This is a genomic window from Roseateles sp., assembly GCF_036486225.1.
GTDB lineage: Bacteria > Pseudomonadota > Gammaproteobacteria > Burkholderiales > Burkholderiaceae_C > Roseateles.
Window position 1 is genome coordinate 21,367 of the sequence record NZ_DASVNZ010000200.1, and the last position, 19,594, is coordinate 40,960.

The 19,594-nt window shown below is 68.4% G+C and carries 16 protein-coding genes; 7 read left to right on the forward strand and 9 right to left on the reverse strand.

Annotated elements, in window-relative coordinates:
- Positions 1 to 230: 230 nt before the first annotated feature.
- From VF536_RS14050 to VF536_RS14065, 4 genes are read left to right on the forward strand one after another with little or no spacing between them, the layout of a single operon-like run.
- Positions 231 to 1,076: a cysteine hydrolase gene (locus VF536_RS14050; RefSeq protein ID WP_331615475.1), complete on the forward strand. Its 846-nt coding sequence runs from the start codon at positions 231 to 233 to the stop codon at positions 1,074 to 1,076.
- 13 nt (positions 1,077 to 1,089) lie between these two features.
- On the forward strand, positions 1,090 to 2,340 hold the full coding sequence (gene pncB / locus VF536_RS14055) for a nicotinate phosphoribosyltransferase (protein WP_331615477.1): 1,251 nt from the start codon (positions 1,090 to 1,092) through the stop codon (positions 2,338 to 2,340).
- A gap of 17 nt (positions 2,341 to 2,357) precedes the next feature.
- Positions 2,358 to 4,070 (forward strand): NAD+ synthase, encoded by a 1,713-nt coding sequence (locus tag VF536_RS14060; RefSeq protein WP_331615478.1) that lies wholly within the window; start codon positions 2,358 to 2,360, stop codon positions 4,068 to 4,070.
- Positions 4,071 to 4,099: 29 nt separating this feature from the next.
- Entirely contained in the window at positions 4,100 to 5,125 is a 1,026-nt protein-coding gene (locus VF536_RS14065) for an NUDIX domain-containing protein (RefSeq protein WP_331615479.1), read from the forward strand.
- 53 nt (positions 5,126 to 5,178) lie between these two features.
- Here VF536_RS14065 and pobA read toward each other — a convergent pair whose 3' ends face one another.
- A complete protein-coding gene (pobA, locus tag VF536_RS14070; RefSeq protein WP_331615480.1) occupies positions 5,179 to 6,360 on the reverse strand; it encodes a 4-hydroxybenzoate 3-monooxygenase in 1,182 nt (393 codons plus the stop codon).
- 73 nt (positions 6,361 to 6,433) lie between these two features.
- Between pobA and VF536_RS14075 the strand changes: the two genes are divergently transcribed.
- Positions 6,434 to 7,366, forward strand: coding sequence for a helix-turn-helix domain-containing protein (locus VF536_RS14075; RefSeq protein WP_331615481.1), 933 nt, complete (start codon positions 6,434 to 6,436; stop codon positions 7,364 to 7,366).
- 1 nt (position 7,367) lies between these two features.
- Here VF536_RS14075 and VF536_RS14080 read toward each other — a convergent pair whose 3' ends face one another.
- Together VF536_RS14080 and VF536_RS14085 are read right to left on the reverse strand one after the other, a co-directional pair.
- Positions 7,368 to 8,303, reverse strand: a complete 936-nt coding sequence (locus VF536_RS14080) for a GlxA family transcriptional regulator (protein ID WP_331615482.1) — start codon at positions 8,301 to 8,303, stop codon at positions 7,368 to 7,370.
- Positions 8,300 to 9,532, reverse strand: coding sequence for an MFS transporter (locus tag VF536_RS14085; RefSeq protein ID WP_331615483.1), 1,233 nt, complete (start codon positions 9,530 to 9,532; stop codon positions 8,300 to 8,302). Before VF536_RS14085 ends, VF536_RS14080 begins: the two co-directional genes overlap by 4 nt.
- 166 nt (positions 9,533 to 9,698) lie before the next feature.
- Between VF536_RS14085 and VF536_RS14090 the strand changes: the two genes are divergently transcribed.
- On the forward strand, positions 9,699 to 10,310 hold the full coding sequence (locus VF536_RS14090; protein WP_331615484.1) for a TetR/AcrR family transcriptional regulator: 612 nt from the start codon (positions 9,699 to 9,701) through the stop codon (positions 10,308 to 10,310).
- Between the two features lie 143 nt (positions 10,311 to 10,453).
- Here VF536_RS14090 and VF536_RS14095 read toward each other — a convergent pair whose 3' ends face one another.
- From VF536_RS14095 to VF536_RS14120, 6 genes are all read right to left on the reverse strand, one after another.
- On the reverse strand, positions 10,454 to 11,257 hold the full coding sequence (locus tag VF536_RS14095; protein ID WP_331615485.1) for an isocitrate lyase/phosphoenolpyruvate mutase family protein: 804 nt from the start codon (positions 11,255 to 11,257) through the stop codon (positions 10,454 to 10,456).
- Between the two features lie 54 nt (positions 11,258 to 11,311).
- Complete coding sequence (locus tag VF536_RS14100) at positions 11,312 to 12,844, reverse strand: efflux transporter outer membrane subunit (protein ID WP_331615486.1); 1,533 nt, start codon at positions 12,842 to 12,844, stop codon at positions 11,312 to 11,314.
- On the reverse strand, positions 12,841 to 15,972 hold the full coding sequence (locus VF536_RS14105) for an efflux RND transporter permease subunit (protein WP_331615487.1): 3,132 nt from the start codon (positions 15,970 to 15,972) through the stop codon (positions 12,841 to 12,843). The genes VF536_RS14100 and VF536_RS14105 overlap by 4 nt, the downstream gene beginning before the upstream one ends.
- A 30-nt stretch (positions 15,973 to 16,002) precedes the next feature.
- Positions 16,003 to 17,286 (reverse strand): efflux RND transporter periplasmic adaptor subunit, encoded by a 1,284-nt coding sequence (locus tag VF536_RS14110; RefSeq protein ID WP_331615488.1) that lies wholly within the window; start codon positions 17,284 to 17,286, stop codon positions 16,003 to 16,005.
- A 247-nt stretch (positions 17,287 to 17,533) separates the two neighbouring features.
- A complete protein-coding gene (locus tag VF536_RS14115) occupies positions 17,534 to 18,400 on the reverse strand; it encodes an SDR family oxidoreductase (RefSeq protein WP_331615489.1) in 867 nt (288 codons plus the stop codon).
- Positions 18,401 to 18,691: 291 nt separating this feature from the next.
- Positions 18,692 to 19,159: a nuclear transport factor 2 family protein gene (locus VF536_RS14120; protein ID WP_331615490.1), complete on the reverse strand. Its 468-nt coding sequence runs from the start codon at positions 19,157 to 19,159 to the stop codon at positions 18,692 to 18,694.
- Between the two features lie 152 nt (positions 19,160 to 19,311).
- Between VF536_RS14120 and VF536_RS14125 the strand changes: the two genes are divergently transcribed.
- Positions 19,312 to 19,594: helix-turn-helix domain-containing protein (locus VF536_RS14125; protein WP_331615491.1), on the forward strand; the 283-nt coding region annotated here is incomplete at its 3' end.

The following is a 19,594-nucleotide window of genomic DNA, read 5'->3' on the forward strand; positions in this document are numbered from 1 at the left end:
TTCTTAGTGCGGAAAGGCACGAATTATGAGCGGCAAGGAATCCGGACGTCAAACCGCCGCTTCGATCCGCCGCCTTGAGGTTCCTCATTGAACGGATCCTGGAATCAATCGCACACCGGGCTACAGCTCGTTGCATCCCTGGACGTCGCCCCACGATTCACTTAGTGCAAACAAGCACGAAGTTGGGTATGCTGGCGCCACGACATGACAAAGACGGAATCGGAGTTCTCATGACCACCTCACGCACCCAGCCCCTCCAACTGCTGATCGTCGACCCGCAGAACGACTTCTGTGACATCGACGGCGCAACGCTGCCGGTGACCGGCGCGGACGCGGACATGAAGCGCCTAGCCGCGCTGGTGGATCAGGCGGGCGGCGCGATCGCGGACATCGTCGTGACCTTGGACTCGCACCCGGTCTACGCGATCGAACGGCCGGCGTTCTGGCAACAGCCGGGTGGGGAAGGCGCGCCGCAACCGGTCGCGCCCTTCACGCAGATCAAGGCCGGGGACGTCCGCGCCGGGCGCTTCGCGCCGCGCGACGCCGCGCTGCGTGAGGAGGTCCTGAGTTACCTCGACGCCCTCGAGGCCAGCCCGAAGAAGTACATCCTGATGGTGTGGCCGACGCACTGCGTCGTTGGCACCTGGGGCCACAATGTGCATGGCGACCTCGCCGCCGCGCTGGGCCGCTGGGAAGCGACGCGGCTGCGCACGGTGGAGAAGGTCCTCAAGGGCCAGAACCCGATGACCGAGCAGTACAGCGCCGTGCGCGCCGAAGTGCCCATCGCCAACGATCCGCGCACGCAGACCAACCGCGCGCTGGTCGACCGCATCGTCGATTTCCCGGGACTGACCTTCATCGCCGGGGAAGCCAGCAGCCATTGCGTGGCGGCGACGGCGGAGGATCTCTTCGCCGAGATGAGCGCCGAGCGGCTCTCACGCATCGTGCTGATCGAGGATGCGATGAGCCCGGTCGGCGGATTCGAGTCCGGCGCGACGGCTTTCGTAGCCCGCGCCCGCGCGCTCGGCGTCCGGACGATGACCGCGGCGCAGGCGCTCGGCCTGCTGTCGGCTTGAGCGGAGCGATGTCATGAACGACACCTCCGACACGACCTTCGTCCCCGTCATCCGCTCGTTGCTGGAGACTGACCTCTACAAGTTCACGATGTGGCAGACGCTGCTGCACGCGTTCCCCGCCAACGACGCCGAGTACCGCTTCGTCTGCCGCAACACGCCGGCCTTCCCGTTGAGCGAGCTCAGCGACGCGGTCAACCGCGAGCTGGACCACCTCTGCACGCTGAGCTTCTGCGATGAGGAACTCGCCTACCTGGGCGGTCTGCGCTTCATGAAGTCGGACTTCATCGACTTCCTGCGCATCTTCCGCTTCCAGCGCCGGTTCATCGACGTGCGGCCGGGCGAGGGCACCGAGGCGGGCCAACTGCTCATCGTCGCGAAGGGCCCGCAGGTCCATGTGATGGCCTTCGAGATCTTCGTGCTCGCCATCGTGAACGAGCTGTACTTCCGACGCCTCTGCGCAGGTCGCGAGGCCGAGGTGCTGGCCGAAGGCCGCGCGCGGCTCGCTGCGAAGACGCAACGGCTGCGCGACTACGCGGCGGCCGTGCCGGCCACGCTCGGCGAAGACGCCTATCCCTTCGAGTTCTTCGACTTCGGCCTGCGCCGGCGCTTCTCCGGCGACTGGCACGACGAGGTCGTCGCGACGCTGAAGCGTGAGATCCCCTCGGTCTTCAAGGGCACGTCCAACGTCGAGCTGGCGCGTCGCCACGGCTTGATCCCCATCGGCACGATGGCGCACGAGTATCTGCAGACCTACCAGGCAGTGGGCGTGCAGCTGAGGCTCTCGCAGAAGGCCGCGCTGGAAGGCTGGGTGCAGGAGTACCGCGGCGACCTCGGCATCGCGCTCACCGACGTGATCGGCATGGATGCGTTCCTCGCCGATTTCGACCTGTACTTCGCGAAGCTGTTCGACGGCCTGCGGCACGACAGCGGCGATCCGGTGGTCTGGGGCGAGAAGGCGCTCGCGCACTACGCGGCGCTGCGCATCGATCCGTTCACCAAGCGACTGGTGTTCAGCGACGGGCTCAACTGCGACGAGGCCTTCCGCCTGCACACGCACTTCGCGCAGCGCGTGCCGGTGGGCTTCGGCATCGGGACCAACCTCAGCAACGACCTCGGACCGAAGCCGCTCAACATCGTCATGAAGCTGGTCCGGTGCAACGGACAGTCGGTCGCGAAGCTCTCCGATGCGCCTGGAAAGACGCTCTGCGATGACCAGACCTTCCTCGATTACCTGCGGCAGGTCTTCCGCGTCCGCAGCGCATGAATGAACGGAGCGACGTCATGCTCAAGATCACCCTGGCCCAGATCAACCCGACGATCGGCGACCTCGACGGCAACCTCGCGCTGCACCTCGACGCCGCGCGGCAGGCGCGTCACGACGGCGCGGACCTGGTCGTCTTCCCTGAACTCTCGCTGACCGGCTACTACCCGGCGGACCTGCTCGATGACGAGGACTTCCGCCAGCGCCTGGACCGCGCGATGACCGCGCTGCTCGCGGCGACGCGCGAGGTCGATTCCCTCTACTGGGTCGTCGGCGCGCCGACGCGCAACCCGGGCGCCGGCAAGGCCTTCCGCAACTCGCTGCTGGTGATCCGCGATGGCGAGGTGCTGCTGGACTATCACAAGCAGTTGCTGCCGACCTACAACGTCTTCGACGAACGCCGCCACTTCGAGCCCGGTCCGGACGTCGCCCGCGTGCTGCGCATCGGCGGCACGCAGGTCGGCTTCATGATCTGCGAGGACGGTTGGAACGACGACGGCAAGGACTACGCGGTCAATCCCTTCCAGCGGCTGGCCGACGCGGCGCCGGACCTGATCGTCTCGATCAACGCGAGCCCGAGCAACATCGGCAAGCGCGAGCAGCGCCACGCCGTGTTCCGCGCCGCGTGCTGGCGCCACCGCCTGCCGCTGGTGTTCGTGAATCAGATCGGCGGCCATGACCAACTGGTCTACGACGGCGCCTCCTTCGCGATCGAACCGGAGCCGGGCGTGGTCTTCGAGGCCGAACGCTTCGAATCGCACATCGTCACGCTGCGCTTCGAGACGGATCGCGGGCTCTTCTCTTCGCGTGACGGCGGTGCGCTTTCGCCACCGCCGGCGAGCGCGGGACTCGACACGATGGCGTTCTACCGCCGGCAGATCGTGCTCGGCCTGCGCGACTACGCGCGCCGCTGCGGCTTCGACCGCGTCGTCGTCGGATCGTCGGGCGGCATCGACTCCGCGTTGACCCTGGCGCTCGCGGTGGAGGCGCTCGGCGCGGACAAGGTCTCGGCGATCACGATGCCGTCGCGCTTCTCGTCGTCGGGCAGCGTCGACGATTCGAAGGCGCTTTGCGACGCGCTCGGCATCCCGCTCGACGCCTGCCCGATCGAGGACATCGTCCGCCAGGTCGGAGACACGATGGCGACGAGCACGCTGGCGCTGCGGCCGTCCGGCCTCGCGCTGGAGAACCTGCAGGCCCGTGTGCGCGGCACGCTGCTGATGACCGTCTCGAACGCGCAGGGCCACCTGCTGCTGACGACCGGCAACAAGAGCGAGATCGCCGTCGGTTACTGCACGCTCTACGGCGACACCAACGGCGGCCTGGGGCTGATCGGCGACCTCTACAAGACGGAGGTGTTCGCACTGAGCCGCCATATCAACGAGACGGCCGGACGCGAGATCATCCCGGCTGCGATCCTCGACAAACCACCGAGCGCCGAGCTCGCGCCCGATCAACGCGACACCGACAGCCTCCCGCCTTATGAAGTGCTGGACGAGGTGCTCAAGGTGCTGATCGAAGGCGAACGCCTCGCCGGCGACGAACGCACGGCGGCCGAGGCTGCGGTCGCGGCGCTGCGCGGAAGCGACGAAGGTCAGGCGCTGATCGCCCGGATCAAGGGCATGATCGCCCGCAACGAATACAAGCGCCGCCAGGCGCCGCCGATCGTGCGGCTGCGGGCGCGCGCCTTCGGCAGCGGCCGGCAGTTGCCGATCGCCGCGAAGCATTACTGATCACTGCACTGAGCATCGGAAGGACCTTCATGACTCGCAAGACCGTCGCCGTCGTGGTCGGCCGCTGGCAACTGGTGCACCTCGGACAGGAGGCGCTGTTCCAGGCGGCCTTCGGGCTCGCCGACGAGGTGATCGCGGTGCTGGGCTCCTCGTATAAGGCGCGCGATCCGCGCAACCCGTTCGTGCATGAGGAACGTCGGCAGATGCTGCTGGCCAACCTGACGCCGGAGCAGCAGCAACGCCTGCACGTGCTGCCGGTGCGCGACTACTTCGACGACAAGCGCTGGAACGCCGCCGTGACGATGGGCGTGCGCGCCATCGCCGGCGAGGAGGCGGACATCGTGCTGGTCGGCCACCAGAAGGACCACACGAGCTACTACCTCAACAACTTCCCGCGCTGGCGGCAGCAACTGGTGGAACGGCTCGCCGATGTCGACGCGACGGCGATGCGCCAGGTGTTCTTCGAGGCCGACGATCCGGACGCCGCGCTGACGGTGATGACGCCGTATGTGAGCGCGCCGGTCCGGGCCTGGCTGCAGGCCTGGAGCCGTCTGCCCGAGTACCGCAAGCGCAAGGCCGAGCACGCCGCCATCGCGAGTTATCGCAAGAAGTACACGGCGGTCGCCTACATGACGGGCGACGCGGTGGTGACGGTCGGCGACCACGTGCTGCTGGTGCGCCGCAAGGGACCGTTCGGCGAGGACCTCTGGGCGGTGCCCGGCGGTCACCTGGACCGCGGCGAGAAGCTGGTCGCCTGCGCGGTCCGCGAGCTGATCGAGGAGACGCAGTTCCCGCTGCTGCCGGCTTCCATCCTGGCGGCGCTGCACGGCGTCGAGACTTTCGAGGATCCGTTGCGCAGCGCGCGCGGCCGCCTGATCACGATGGCGCATCACTTCAAGTTCGGCGAGATGGGCACGCTGCCCGAGGTCATCGGCAGCGACGACGTCAAGGAAGCGCGCTGGTTCCACCGCGACGAGCTGCCGGCGATGGAGTCGCAGATGTTCGAGGACCACTTCGTGATCCTCGACCATTTCCTGAACATCATCGAAGGTTGATCCTCGACCCGGTCGATGTCCGGGCAGGGTGATCGAATCAGTCCGACGTCCGACTACAGCGGCAAGCCGACGTAGTTCTCGGCGAGCGCCCGCTGCGCGGCTTCGGAGCCGAGCACATAGTCCAGTTCGGCGGCCTGGAGCTTCGCCTGGAACGCGGGCTCCTGATCGAAGTTGTGCATCAGGCTGGTCAACCACCACGAGAAGCGCTCCGCCTTCCACACACGGGCGAGGCAGCGCGCGGAGTAGTGGTCCAGACCGGCGTCGCTGCGTTCGCGGTAGTGCTCGATCAATGCCTGCGACAGGTAGCGGACGTCGGACGCCGCGAGGTTGAGTCCCTTCGCGCCGGTCGGCGGCACGATGTGCGCCGCATCGCCCGCGAGGAACAGCCGGCCGAAGCGCATCGGCTCCGCCACGAAGCTGCGCAGCGGCGCCACGCTCTTCTCCAGCGAGGGTCCGGTGATCAGCGACTCCGCGGCCTCGCGGTCGAGTCGCGCTCGCAGTTCATCCCAGAAGCGCGCATCGCTCCAGTCCTCGACGCGTTCGGTCGCCGGTACCTGCAGGTAATAGCGGCTGCGCGTCGCCGACCGCATGCTGCACAGGCTGAAACCGCGCGCATGGCGGCTGTAGATCAGCTCCTCGGAGACGGGCGGCGTGTCGCTCAGAAGGCCGAGCCAGCCGAAGGGATAGACCTTCTCATAGAGCTGGATGGCGCTCGCGGGAACGCTGGCGCGGCACACGCCGTGGAAGCCGTCGCAGCCGGCGATGAAGTCGGCGCTGATCTCGACCCGCTCGCCATGGACAGTGCACTGCGCGCGCGGCGTTGCGCTGTCGAATCCTTCGATCCGGACCTCGGACGCTTCGTACAGCGTGGTCAGTCCCGCAGCGGCACGAGCGGCCATCAGGTCGCGCGTGACCTCGGTCTGCCCGTAGACCAGCACCGTGCGTCCGCCGGTGAGCGCGCGCAGGTCGATGCGATGGCGCACGCCGTCGACCGCGAGTTCGAAGCCGTCGTGCACCAATCCCTCCGCGTGCATCCGGGCGCCGACGCCGGCCTCGTCCATCAGATCGGCCGTGCCCTGTTCGAGCACGCCGGCGCGGATGCGCGACAGCACGTGCTCGCCGCTCTGTCGTTCGACGATGACGGTGTCAATCCCGACGCGGTGCAGCAGCTGGCCGAGCAGCAGCCCCGCCGGTCCGGCACCGACGATGAGCACCTGGGTGCGTAAGGTCTTCATGGCGTGGAGCCTACGGATCGACGGCCCGACGGTGAATGGACGACTCCGACACGGGCTTGCACAATCCGAACCCATGGCTGTCGATCACGCGCTTCGTCGTTCCTCCCGCCGCCGCGGTTCAACGCCGGTGTATTCCCTCTACGGCGAGGATGGCCGTTCCCCGGCGCTGGACGGCCTGCATTTGGAGTCGATCGCCGACCGCAGCCGCTTGCACAATTGGGAAATCCAGCCGCATCGCCACGGCGCGCTGGTGCAGCTGCTGCTGATCGAACGCGGCCGCGTCACTGTCCGCATGGACGAGGAAGAGCGCGTCCTGCGCGCCCCGGCGCTGGTCTGGGTGCCGGCGCTGGCGGTGCACGGCTTCCGCTTCGCGCCGGAGACGGAAGGGCTGGTCGTCACGCTGGATCAGAGCCGGCTGCGCGAGCTGCTCGATCATCTGCCTGAACTGCTGGACAGCCTGTCCGAGCCGCGGCTGGTCGCGCTGGACCGCGGCGCGACGGTGACCCGCGCGTTGTTCGCCGTCGGCCACGGCCTGCGGGAAGACTACGCGGGGGCCGGCGCGTGGCGCGCTCCGGCGCTGGACCACGCGGTGGCGCTGCTGGCGACGCAAGCGGCGCGCTTCGGCGCCTCGGACGGAGCGCAACAGGCCCACGCCCACACGGCCGGCGACGGGCGCGCGCTGCAACACCTGACCCGCTACCGCGAACAGGTCGAGCGCCACTACCGCCGCCAACCGCCGGTGGCGGAACTGGCCGAGCCGTTGGGCATCACTCCCACGCAGCTGAACCGGCTGTGCCGCCGGCATCTGCAGTGCTCCGCCCTCGCAGTGCTGCACCAGCGCGTGCTCCTCGAAGCCAAGCGCGAGCTCGGCTACACCAACCTGATGGTGCGGCAGATCGCCGACGGACTCGGTTTCGCCGACCCGGCGTACTTCACGCGCTTCTTCCTGCGGCACACGGGGCGGTCGCCGAGCGCGTGGCGGGAGGGCGAATCCTCCTCGGGGTGAGTCAGGCTTGCCGGGAGAGCCGGCGGAGCGCCTGCGGCGATTGCGCATAAACACGGACGAAGGCGCGACGCATCCGGTCCGGATCGATGAAACCCGTGTCCTTCGCGATCACGTCGATGGGCACGCTGCTGGACTCGACCATCAGCCGTGCCGCCTCCAGCCGCAGCCGCTCGACGGCCTTGGCCGGCGTCAGCCCCGTCTCATCGGTGAAGGCGCGGCTGAACTGGCGCGGGCTCAGATGCACGATCCGCGAGAGCGCCTCCACCGACAGCTCCTTCGCGAGGTTGGCCTTCGCATAGGCCAGCGCCTTGTGGATGCGGTCGGTGCGCGGCGTCATCTCCAGCAGCGCCGAATGTTGCGATTGCCCGCCCATCCGGCGGTGCGACACGACCAGCTTCTTCGCGGTGAGCTTGGCGATCTCCGGTCCGACGTCGTCCTCGATGAAGGCCAGCGCCAGGTCGATGCAGGCCGTCGCGCCAGCGGAGGTCCAGAGTCCGTTGTCGTGGACGAAGATCTTGTCGTCCATCAGCTTCACCGCCGGGTGCTCGTGCTTCATCTTGAGCGCGTGGAACCAGTGCGTTGTCGCGCGACGTCCGTCGAGCAGCCCGGCCCCCGCGAGGTTGAAGGCGCCGCTGCACGGTCCGCCGATGCGCCGCGTCCGGCCCGCGGAGAAACGCAGGAAGTCCAGCAGCGCCGGCGGTCCCACCGTGGCGTCGTTGTCGCCCACCACGAGCAGCGTGTCGAAGCGCGTGTCGTCGAAGGGCACGGTGCTCACCTCGACGCCCGCGGAGGTCCGTACCGGGCCGCCATTCGCCGACATCAACGTGAGATGGAAGTGCGGCTTGTTGAACGACTGGTTGGCGTACTCGAACGCAGTCGCCATCGCCAGGTTGATGAGCTGGAACTCGGGATAGAGCGCCATGCCGACGCGGATCACGAGGGGCTCCCGGTCGACAGGGAGGCCGGCCCCGAGGTCTGGGTGGAGGTCGATGTCGACGTGGGCGTCGCCGCCGCCGTCGTCGTCGTCGTCGCGGCGATACGCCGTCCCGCCAGTTCGGACGCGGCGATCGCCACCACCAGGAACAGCACCGCGAACAGCGGCAGCTGATGTCCGCCGAACGCGTGGATGCCGAAGGCGCCCAGCATGCCGGCCAGCGTCACGCCCAGGTAGGTCGCCGCGGTGTTGAGGCCGAGCACCACCGGCGCGATGGTGGGCGCGATGCCGACCAGCCGGTACTGCTGCGGGCCCATGATGCCCCAGCCGGTGATGCCCCAGATTGCGATGGCGACGACGGAGGACCAGAGATGCGCGCTCGCCCAGGGCAGCAGCGCCATGTCCAGCGCCAGGACCGACAGCATCGTCAGCAGCACCGGCCGCGGGCCGAAGCGGTCCAGCAGGCGCGACAGGACGACGTTGGTCACCGTCCCGCCCGAGCCCCACAGCACCAGCAGCGCGCCGAAGAGCGCCGCGCTGGTCAGCACGCGGTCGAACACCACCGAGAAGTAGGTGTAGATCACGAAGTTCGCGGCCATGGCGAACAGCGTGGTCGCCAGCGTCAGGCCGACCCGTGCGTCCTTGAGCGGCGCCACGCGCGCGGCCAGGCTCACCCTGGTCGGCAGCGGGATGTCGCGCAGCATCGTCGCGATGCCGCCGGCCGCAGCGAGGCCGACGAAGGACACGAAGAACATCGTCCAACGCCAGTCGCCCAGGCCGCCGATCACCGTGCCGATGGGCGCGCCCAGCGCGGTGGCCGCGGTCAGTCCCGCCACGATGATGGTGAGCGCCTTGCCGCGCTGTTCCGGGCCGACGATCATCGCGCCCGTGCCGGTGGCGGTCGGCGCGTACATCGCCGCGCCGAGGCCGGCGAAGGCGCGCGACACCAGCGCCAGCGCGAAGGTCGGCGCGAAGGCGGTCGCCAGGTTGGCGATCACGAAGATGCCCAGCCCCCACAGCATCAGCTGCTTGCGAGGCACCGACGCCGCCACGGCCGCGATCGTCGGCGAGAGCAGGGCGTAGGCGATCGCATAGACCGTGGTGAGCTGACCGGCCAGGCCGACTTCCACGTTGAACTCCCGGGCGATCTCCGGCAGCACGCCGGCGATCACGAAGCTGTCGGTGCCCAGGGCAAACATGCCCAGGGCCAGGATCAAGAGGCGCTTGTCCATCGCGGTGTCTCCTTCACGCCCCGGCGCACCGGGCTGCTGGTTAGATGATCGAGATTCACTAAACGAGCGAATGCTAGGAGACACCTTTCTGGGAGTCAATACTTAGATGATGCCTTTACACTAAACCGTGTTTTGGCTAGCATGGGTCAACTACCGAGGAACCGACATGAAGAAGTCGAAGGCAGAGACTGCGGAGACGCGCAAACGCATCGTCGAAGTCGCCGCGAAGGCATTCCGCCGGCAGGGCATCGACGGCACCGGCGTGGCGGAGATCATGGCGGCCGCCGGGCTGACGCACGGCGGCTTCTATCGCCACTTCAGCTCCAAGGAACAGCTCGTCACGGAGGCCATGTCGGCCAGCGCGAAGAACCTGCTGCTGGACTCCAACGTCGCGGCGGAGCAGGGCGCGCAGGCGCTGATGGATGTGTTCCAGGACTATGTGACCCAGGACTACCGCGATGCGCGCGAGGACGGCTGCCCGTTGGCCGCCAACGGCAGCGAGCTGGCGCGCGCGGACGAGACCACGCGGCACAACGCGACGGACAGCTTCCGCAAGATCGTCGCCAACATCGCGCCCTATCTGCGCGTGCATGAGGGCGAGGACGGCACCGACACCGCGCTGAGCCTGCTGACCAACATGGTGGGCGCGCTGACCATCGCGCGCATCGTCGACGACCCGGCGCTGTCGGACCGCATCCTCGCGACCACGCGGCGGCGCATCGCGCGGCTGATCGACGTCGACGTGCCGTTGCAGCAGAAGGAAGCCGATCCCGCATGAGCCGCTTCAGCCGCCTGAACCTCTTGAGACAGGCGGCGATGGACGCAACGACAAACAGGAGCCGAGGCTCCTGTTTCTTCTGATGCGCCTGAAGCGCTGGGCGCGCTCGGTGCGCCCCGCGCGCCGCGAACCGCGGCGCCGGCTCAAGCAGCCGGGAACAACTGCTGCACCTGCCCGAACTGCTTGGCGCCGGCGAGCAGCGGCTCGGACTCTCCCGTCTCCAGGAAGGACTTCGCGGCGAACTCCGCCGCGCCCCAGGCGAGCTGCGGGATCGCCGAGCCCGCGCTGAGCCGCCGCACGCCGAGCCTGGCCAGGGTGGCCGCCGGCGCCAGGTCGGGCCAGGCCATCACGTTCAGCGGCAACGCGACGCGGCGGGCGATCTCCTCGATGTCGACCTCGTCGCGTGCGCCCGGCACGAAGAGGCCGTCGGCGCCAGCCGCCGCGTACTGCAGGCCGCGCCGGATCGTTTCCTCCACCTGCAGCGACGGTTCGACCAGGTCGGCCAGGATCACGTCGGTGCGCGCGTTGATGAAGAGGTCCGCACCAGCGACCGCGAGCATCTCGCGGATGGCGCGGATCTTCGCCGCCAGCAGCGCGGGGTCGTCCGGGCCGTCCTCGATGTTGATGCCGGCGACGCCGAGGCTGACCAGCCGCGCCACCGTTCGAGCGACCTGTTCCGGGTCGTCGGCATAGCCGTTCTCGATGTCGATCGAGACGGGGCCCTTCGCGACGCGCACGATGCGTTGCGCCACGCCCAGGGCCTCTTCCACCGGCAACGAGCGGCCGTCGCGATAACCGAGCGCCCATGCCACGCCCGCGCTGGTGGTGGCGATCGCGGACGCGCCCGCCTGCTCGAACAGCCGGGCGGACACCGCGTCCCACGCGTTGGGCAGGCGCAGGACGCCCGGACCTTGGTGCAGACGACGGAATGCGGAAACGTGTGTCATGTCAGTGCTCCAGTGGCTTGAGGGTCAATGGCTTGAGGATCAATGGCTTGAGGTTCACCGGGTGGTCGCGGAGGCAGGACCTGCAGCGGTCGTGGCGGTTGTCGATGCGTCCGTCGCGGCCACTGTCGTGGCCGGCGACCAGCCGCCGCCCAGCGCGCGGTAGACGCCGACCGCCGCGCGGGCCGCGTTGGCCTTGCTCGATGCCAGTTCGTCGCGGGCGTTGAGCAGCTGACGGTCGGCATCCAGCACGTCGGTCAAGGTGATGGAGCCACTGCGATAGGCCTGCTCGGACAGGTCGCGCGACTTCACCAGTGCATCGACCTGCTCCTGCACCTGGTTCAGGCGCAGCTGCGTCTGGACGAGGACCGTCAACGAGTCCTCCACGTCCTGCGCGGCCTTCAGCACCGACTGCCGGTAGAGCGCGAGCGCCTCGGCGTTGCCGCCCTTGGCCTGCGCCACTTCCGCGTCGACCTTGCCGAAGTCGAACAGACGCCAGCGCAGACCCGCCTGCGCGGCGGGCTGGAAGGCGGCGGAGGTGAACAGCTTGCCGGCCTTCGCGCTCTCGAAGCCGAGCACGGCGGAGAGCGAGAACTTCGGGTAGTAGTTCGAGACGGCCGCGCCGATGCGCTCGCTGGACGCGGCGAGCCGGCGCTCGGCCGCGATGATGTCGGGCCGACGACGCAGCATTTCCGACGGCTCGCTGTCCGCGGGGACCGGCGGAATGGACGGGATGTCGCGCTCCTTCCCGAGCTGCTGCGCATAGGTGCCGGGCTGCACACCCATCAGCACGTCGAGCCGGTTGAGCTGCTGCTCCAAGCCGATCGTCAGCGGCGGCACGCTGGTCCGGGCCTGCTTCAGCAGCGCATCGGCCTGCGCGACTTCACGGCCGGTCGCGGCGCCGGCGGCGTAGCGGTCGCGGACCAGTCGCAGCAGGTGCTCGTCGTCGTCGATCTGATGCTGGGCCACCGCCAGCCGCGCCTGGTAGCTGCGGATCTGCAGGTAGGCATCCGCGGCGTCGGCGGCCACGATGACGCGCGTGCCGAAGTGATCGGCCTCGGCGGCCTGCGCCTCCGCCTTGAAGGCGTCGGCCGTGCGCCGCAGTCCGCCGAAGAGATCCAGCTCCCAACTTGCCGCCGGCCCGGCCGAGTAGTCATGGATGCCGCGCGAATAACCGGGCAGCGAGGACGCCGCCGCGCCGCTCGGGCTGCGGAGGCTCTGGCGCTGGTAGCTCGCCGACGCGTCGAGCGCGCCGGACGGCAGCAGGTCCGCACCAGCGCTCGCGGCGGCCGCCCGGGCCTGCTGCACCCGGGCGATGGACGCGGCCAGATCGAGGTTCTGATCCAGCGCGCGCTGCACGACCTCGGCCAGCATGGGATCGTTGAAGCCCGTCCACCATTGGTCGAGCGAGGCGCGCGCCGCGGCGCCGGCTGCATCCGCGACCCCGGCGGCGGCGAGTCTGTTGTGGAACGGCGCCAGGTCGCTCCTCGGCGTGCTGTAGTCGGGACCGACCGCGCAGGCGGCGAGCACGGCGCTGAACACGGCGGTGAGGACCGCGCCCTTGGAGACGAGTGTCAGGTGGCGGATCATGTCTTGCTCCTCGATCCGATCTTGCGGACGAAGGTGTAGAAGCTGGGGGTGAACAGCAGGCCGAAGATCAGCACGCCGACCATGCCCGCGAAGACCGCGGTGCCCAGCGACTGGCGCATCTCGGCGCCGGCCCCGGTGGCCACGACCAGCGGGAACACCCCCAGGATGAAGGCGAAGGACGTCATCAGGATCGGACGCAGACGCGTGCGGGCGGCGGAGGTTGCGGCCTCTTCCGGCGTATCGCCTTCCTGGTCCTGCTTCTGGCGGGCGAACTCCACGATCAGGATCGCGTTCTTCGCCGCCAGGCCCACAAGGACAACGAATCCGATCTGGGCCAGGATGTCGATCGGCATGCCGCGGATGTCCAGCCCGATCGCCGAGGCCAGCAGGCACATCGGCACGATCAGCACGATCGCCAGCGGCAGCTTCCAGCTCTCGTACTGGGCGGCCAGCACAAGGAACACGAACACCGCCGAGGCCGCGAAGATCAGGATCGTCGGGATGCCCTGCTTCTTCTGCTGGTGCGACAGCTCGGTCCACTCGATCGCGAAGCCGGGCGGCAGGACCTCCTTGGCCAGCGCTTCCATCCGCGCCATCGCCGTGCCCGAGGACACGTCAGGGGCGGCGGAACCGAGCACGTCGGCCGCCGGGAACAGGTTGTGGCGCGGCTGGCGGTACGGCGTCGTCTTGTACTTGAAGGTCGCGACCGAGCCGATGGGCACCATGTCGCCGGTGGCGTTGCGGACCTTCAGGCGCGCGATGTCCTCGGGCGTGCGACGGAACTGCTCATCCGCCTGGGCGACGACCTGGTAGGTGCGGCTCAGGTAGTTGAAGTCGCTCACGTACTGCGAGCCCAGGTAGAGCTGCAGCGTCGAGAACACGTCCGTGGGCGTGAGACCGACCTTCTGCGCCTTCTCGCGGTCGATGTCGGCGTAGACCGACGGCGCACCCGCGTTGTACAGCGTGAACACGCCGGCGAAATGCGGGTCCTGGTTGGCGGCGGTGACCAGCTTGTTGGTCGCGTCCGCCAGTTCCTGCGCGGTGTGGTCGCCGCGGTCCTGCACCATCAGCTTGAAGCCGCCGGCCGCGCCCAGACCCTGCACGGCGGGCGGGTTCACCACGATCACCACCGCGTCCTTGATGCCGGCCAGCGCCGCGCGCACCCGCGGCAGCATGACCGCGGCGTTGACGCCCTTGACGTGCTCGCCGTAGAGCGAGGGCAGCGAATAGAACACCGTGCCGACGTTGGGCGCGATGGTGTTGGTGGTGACGTCCAGGCCGGACACCGGCGAGTTGTGCTTGACGCCCGGCACCTTCAGCACGATGTCGTTGACCTTGCGCAGGACTTCATCGGTGCGCTGCAGGCTGGAGCCCGGCGGCAGGATCACGACCACGGCCTGGTAGCCGATGTCCTGCTCGGGGATGAAGCCCGAGGGCATGCGCGACATGTGGAAGCCGGTGACGCCGATCAGCACGAGGTAGATCACGCCGATGACGGTAGTGGCACGGACCAGTCGGGCGGTGAGCTGGCCGTACTTCGTCGACATCCACTCGAAGCCGATGTTGAAGCGCGCGAAGCCGGCGCGCACCAGGCGGCCCAGGCCTCGCGGCTTGGCGTCATGGTCGTGCGGCTTGAGCAGCACCGCGCACAGCGCCGGGCTCAGCGTCAGCGAGACGGCGGCGGAGATGATGGTCGACGCGGCGATCGTGACCGCAAACTGCGTGAAGAACAGGCCCGAGATGCCGCTGATGAAGGCCGAGGGCACGAACACCGCGCACAGCGTCATCGCGATGGCGATCAGCGCGGTGGAGACCTCGTCCATGGTGCGGTGCGCCGCCTCGCGGGGGCTCATGCCCATGGCCATGTTGCGCTCGACGTTCTCGACCACCACGATGGCGTCGTCCACGACGATGCCCACCGCCAGGATCAACCCGAACATCGACAGGTTGTTGATCGAGATCCCCAGCACATGCAGCACCGCGAAGGTCCCGATCAGCGAGATCGGGATGGCCACCACCGGGATGATGGTCGCGCGCCAGGTCTGCAGGAAGGCGTAGACCACGCCGACCACCAGCAGGATCGCGATGAACACCGTCAGGATGACTTCGTGGATCGACTGGCTGACGAAGGTCGTCGGGTCGTAGATCTTCATGTAGTCCATCCCGGACGGGAAGGTCTTCTTGAGCTCGGCCATCTTGTCCCAGATGGCGTTCTCGGTCTCGACGACGTTGGCCCCCGGCGTGGCGATCGGGAACCACGGCGACGACGGGTAACGGTCGGCGTAGGCGATGGAGCCGTAGTCCAGCGAGCCCAGCTCCACGCGGCCGATGTCGCGGATGCGGGTCACGCGGCCCTTCACGTCGGACTTGACGATGACGTCGCCGAACTGCTCCGGCGTGGTCAGCCGCCCCAACGTCTCGACGTTGATCTCGTAGGCGGCGGTGGTCTTCACCGGCGGCGCATTCAGCACGCCGGCCGAGACCTGCGCGTTCTGTGCGCGCAGCGCGGCCAGGATCTCGTTGGCGCTGATGTTGTCCGCGGCGGCCTTGTCCGGATCGATCCAGATGCGCATCGCGTATTCGCGGTTGCCGAACAGCTGGAAGTCGGCCACGCCCGGCAGACGCGCGATCTCGTCGCGGATCTTGAGCATGTAGTTGGACATGTACTCGACGCTGCGCGAGCCGTCGGGCGAGTACGGGTGCACGCCCAGCAGCAGCGAGTTGATGGTCTTCTTGACCTGCACGCCCTGGGCCTGCACCTCCTGCGGCAGCCGTGACAGCGAGTCGTTGACGCGGTTGCGCGTGAGCATCAGCCCGGTGTTGGCGTCGGTGCCCAGCTTGAAGACGACCGTGATCGTCAACTGGCCGTTGCCGGTGGACTGGCTGCTGATGTAGTCCATGCCCTCGACGCCGTTGATCGCCTGTTCAAGCGGCGTGGCGACGGTGCGGGCGACGACCTCGGCGGAGGCGCCGGGATAACGGGTCTGGACGGAGACGGTGGGCGGGACGATGTCGGGGTACTGGGCGACCGGCAGGAATACCAGCGCGGCCAGGCCGAACACCACGATGAAGATGTTGAGCACCGCGGCGAAGCGCGGGTGCTCGATGAAGAAGTGTGAGAGCTTCACAGCGGGGCTCCTGGATGTCCGTGGGCGGACTTATTTCTGGCTGAGGTGCTGGGAGCCGTCTTGACCCTGGCCTTGGCCCTGGCCGGCCTTGGCCTGCGCCGGCGCGGTGTCGTCGACGATGGGCTGCTGCTTGGGCGAGACCTTGGTGCCAGGTCGTGTCACCGGCACGCCTTCGACGACCACGCTGTCCGTCGTGGCGAGGCCGGCGCGGATCACGCGCAGCGAGCCGCGCAGTTCGCCGATCTGCACGGTCTTCGGTTCGACCGTGCCGTCCTTGCCCACCGTCAGCACGAAGTGGCTGGACTGGTCCGGCAGCACGGAGGCATCGGGCACCAGCAGCACCGGCTGCGGCTTGGAGGTGGACAGCCGCACGCGGGCGAAGCCGCCCGGCGTGAGGTGCAGATCCTTGTTGGACACGACCGCGCGGGCGTGGATGGTGCCGCGGGACCGGTCCAGCGCGTTGTCGATGAAGTTGAGCGTGCCGTCGCGGCCGAAGTCGGCGGAGTCGCCCAGCGACACGGCGACCCGGTCGCCGCCCAGCGGCTGCTCGCCGCGGCCGCGGGCGTAGGCGGTGTAATCGGCCTCGCTCATGTCGAAGTTCAGGTAGATCGGATCGAGCGACACCAGCGTGGTCAGCAGCGTGGTGGGGCTGGTGCCGCCGCGGCTGCCGGCCACGAGGTTGCCGATGGAGACCTGGTGATCGCCGATGCGGCCGGTGAAGGGCGCCACGACGCGCGTCTGCGCCAGATCGAAGCGCGCGTCGCGCACCTGCGCCTGCGCGCCGTCGACGGCGGCCGCGGCGGCGAGCTTGTCGGCGTGGCGCTGCTCGACGTTCTCGGCGGAACCGGCGTCGGTGGCCTTCAGCGTCTCCGCCCGCGTCAGCTGGCGGGTGGCGAGGTCCAGGCGGGCGTTGGCGGCAGCCAGCAGGGCCTGCGCCTGGCTGAGCTTGATCTCGTACGGCTCGGGATCGATGACGAACAGCAGATCGCCCTTGTGCACCAGGTCGCCGTCCTTGAAGTGGATCTGCGCCAGCGTGCCGCCGACCTGCGCGCGCAGCTCGACGCGGTTGACCGCCGCGTACTGTCCCAGCAGCGTGAGCTGCGAATCCACTGCACGCTGCAAGGGCGCGCTCACGCCGACGACCGGCAGCGGCGCCGGCGCGGCATTGGCTTGCGTGTCGGGCGTGTAGCCGACGGCGATCATGGCTGCGGCGGCGACCACGGCCAGACCGAGGCCCCCGGCCCACAACCGGAAGGACGAGGTGGACGCACGGGAGGCGGTGGTCAGGCCGCGGTCTTGAGCTTGTTCAGTCATGGCGATTCTCATTTAGATGATGTTTGTTCACTAACGAAGCGAATGCTAAGGGTCATCATCTAAAGAGTCAACGAATAGATGATGTGTGTTTACTAAAAAGAGAGGGGCGGCCCGAATGGGTCGCCCCTCAAAGCGCCTCCGCGGACTGCTTTGCCACAGCGCGGAGGGCCGTCGACCGGGGAGAGCCCGGTCGAAGCGACGACGGGCGGTGTGCGACGACGGACGCGTGGGCGCCGTCGGACCGGGCTCAGGCCTTCAGCGAGGCGAGGCCGCTCATGCCGATGCCGTCGATCAGCTGGGCCTGGATCGGCTTGACGACGGTGTTGACATCGGAGGCGCCGAACGGGTTGCCGACGACCACGCGATCCGGTCGCTGACCGGCGGGCGTCTCGACCAGCTTCAGCAGCGCTTGCGCGACGTCGTGCGGGTTGGGCGCGTCGGTGCCGCTGAAGACGCTGCCCAGGAAGGCGACGAAGGCCTTCGGCACGTTGGCGACGTCGCCGTAGGCCGGCTCGCGGGCGCTGTCCGCCGGGTGGAGGTGCGTCGAGTACAGGTTGGTCGGATACGCGCTGGGCTGGACCAGCACGACGTCGACGCCGAGCTGCGAGAGCTCGTAGCGGTAGGACTCGGTCATCGCCTCGACCGCATGCTTGGTTGCGCCGTACAGGCCGACGAAGGGGATGGTCACGCGGCCCAGGATGGAGCCGATGTTGACGATCAGGCCGGCGCGGGCCTGGCGCATCGCGGGCAGCACGGCGCGCGTCGTGCGCTGCAGGCCGAAGACGTTCACGTCGAACATCTCGCGGGTCTGCTCGGTGGTGATGGTCTCCGAGATGCCCTGGATCATCAGCCCCGCGTTGTTGATCAGCACGTCCAGCGTGCCGCCGGTCTTGGCGAGCACCGACTGGAACGCCGCCTCCACGCTGGCGTCCTGCTTGACGTCGAGCTCGACGACCTCGATGCCTTGGGCGCGCAGTTCCTGCGCGACCTGCGCGTGGCGGCCGGCGATGTCGCGCATGGTGGCGAACACGCGGTGGCCGGCGGCGGCCAGCGTGAGGGCGGCGTCCTTGCCGAAACCGTTGGACGTGCCGGTGATCAGGATGGTCTTCTTCATGGTCTGCTTTGGCGAAATGGGGATGACCGGAGTCGGCCGCGGGCGGCCGATGCGGATCGGAGGGATTCGCGTCGGGTCAGTCCATGAGGCCCGTCCCCGCGCTGGCGGTGATCGAGCACCGCTGGTTCAGGATGTTGGGCACCTGGGCGGGAGTCGTAGAGGAGCAAACAGCCGTAGATCCGGCGTTTCCGGACATGCGGTACGGACCGCGCAAAGAAAAAGCGGGCCAGGCCCGCTTTTGGTGGATCACAGGGGCACGCCCTGGGGTCAGGTCTGAAGTCCGGCCTGATGTCAGAGCCCCAGCTCGGTCAGTCCCGGGTGGTCGTCCGGACGACGGCCCAGCGGCCAATGGAACTTGCGGTCCTCGGCCTTGATCGGCTGGTCGTTGATGCTGGCGTGGCGGTGCGTCATCAGGCCCTGGGCGTCGAACTCCCAGTTCTCGTTGCCGTGGCTGCGGAACCAGTTGCCGGCGTCGTCATGCCACTCGTAGACGAAACGCACGGCGATGCGGTTGCCTTCATGGGCCCACAGCTCCTTGATCAGGCGGTAGTCCAGCTCGCGCGTCCACTTGCGCTCCAGCAGCGCCTGGGCCTGGTCGCGACCTTGGGGGAACTCGGCGCGGTTGCGCCACTTGGTATCCGGGCTGTAGGCCAGCACGATGCGCGCCGGGTCGCGGCTGTTCCAGCCGTCCTCGGCCAGGCGGATCTTCTGGATGGCGGTCTCGCGGGTGAACGGAGGCAGGGGAGGGCGGGTGTCCATGGTCGAGGTCCTTTCGTCGAAGGCGGGCAGGTCGGTAGAGAGCGGGCTGCCGATCGACCAGCGGAGGGGGAAGTCGATCGGCTCATGTAGACAGATCTGTCTACGTGGGTCGGATTCTGGCGGATGTAGACAGGTCTGTCTACAATGACCGGATGGACGACACCAACGGCAGCGTGGACATCGGCGAGCTGCCCGCCCGCGAGCGCATCCTGCGCACCGCCCACGACCTGTTCTATGCCGAGGGCATCCGCGCCACCGGCATCGACCGCGTGATCGCGGCGTCGGGCGTCACGAAGGTCACCTTCTACCGGCACTTCCCGAGCAAGAACGACCTGATCCTGGCCTACCTCGAGCTGCGGCACGGGCGCTGGATGGACTGGTTCAACGGCGCGCTCGAACGTCACGGCGCCGCAGGGAAGGGCGCGGGTGGGCGGG

Excerpts from the sequence above, each read along its gene's own strand:
- VF536_RS14050 (WP_331615475.1), top strand. The coding sequence starts at position 231 with ATGACCACCTCACGCACCCAGCCCCTCCAACTGCTGATCGTCGACCCG.
- pncB (WP_331615477.1), top strand. The coding sequence starts at position 1,090 with ATGAACGACACCTCCGACACGACCTTCGTCCCCGTCATCCGCTCGTTG.
- VF536_RS14060 (WP_331615478.1), top strand. The coding sequence starts at position 2,358 with ATGCTCAAGATCACCCTGGCCCAGATCAACCCGACGATCGGCGACCTC.
- VF536_RS14065 (WP_331615479.1), top strand. The coding sequence starts at position 4,100 with ATGACTCGCAAGACCGTCGCCGTCGTGGTCGGCCGCTGGCAACTGGTG.
- pobA (WP_331615480.1), bottom strand. The coding sequence starts at position 6,360 with ATGAAGACCTTACGCACCCAGGTGCTCATCGTCGGTGCCGGACCGGCG.
- VF536_RS14075 (WP_331615481.1), top strand. The coding sequence starts at position 6,434 with ATGGCTGTCGATCACGCGCTTCGTCGTTCCTCCCGCCGCCGCGGTTCA.
- VF536_RS14085 (WP_331615483.1), bottom strand. The coding sequence starts at position 9,532 with ATGGACAAGCGCCTCTTGATCCTGGCCCTGGGCATGTTTGCCCTGGGC.
- VF536_RS14090 (WP_331615484.1), top strand. The coding sequence starts at position 9,699 with ATGAAGAAGTCGAAGGCAGAGACTGCGGAGACGCGCAAACGCATCGTC.
- VF536_RS14095 (WP_331615485.1), bottom strand. The coding sequence starts at position 11,257 with ATGACACACGTTTCCGCATTCCGTCGTCTGCACCAAGGTCCGGGCGTC.
- VF536_RS14100 (WP_331615486.1), bottom strand. The coding sequence starts at position 12,844 with ATGATCCGCCACCTGACACTCGTCTCCAAGGGCGCGGTCCTCACCGCC.
- VF536_RS14110 (WP_331615488.1), bottom strand. The coding sequence starts at position 17,286 with ATGACTGAACAAGCTCAAGACCGCGGCCTGACCACCGCCTCCCGTGCG.
- VF536_RS14115 (WP_331615489.1), bottom strand. The coding sequence starts at position 18,400 with ATGAAGAAGACCATCCTGATCACCGGCACGTCCAACGGTTTCGGCAAG.
- VF536_RS14120 (WP_331615490.1), bottom strand. The coding sequence starts at position 19,159 with ATGGACACCCGCCCTCCCCTGCCTCCGTTCACCCGCGAGACCGCCATC.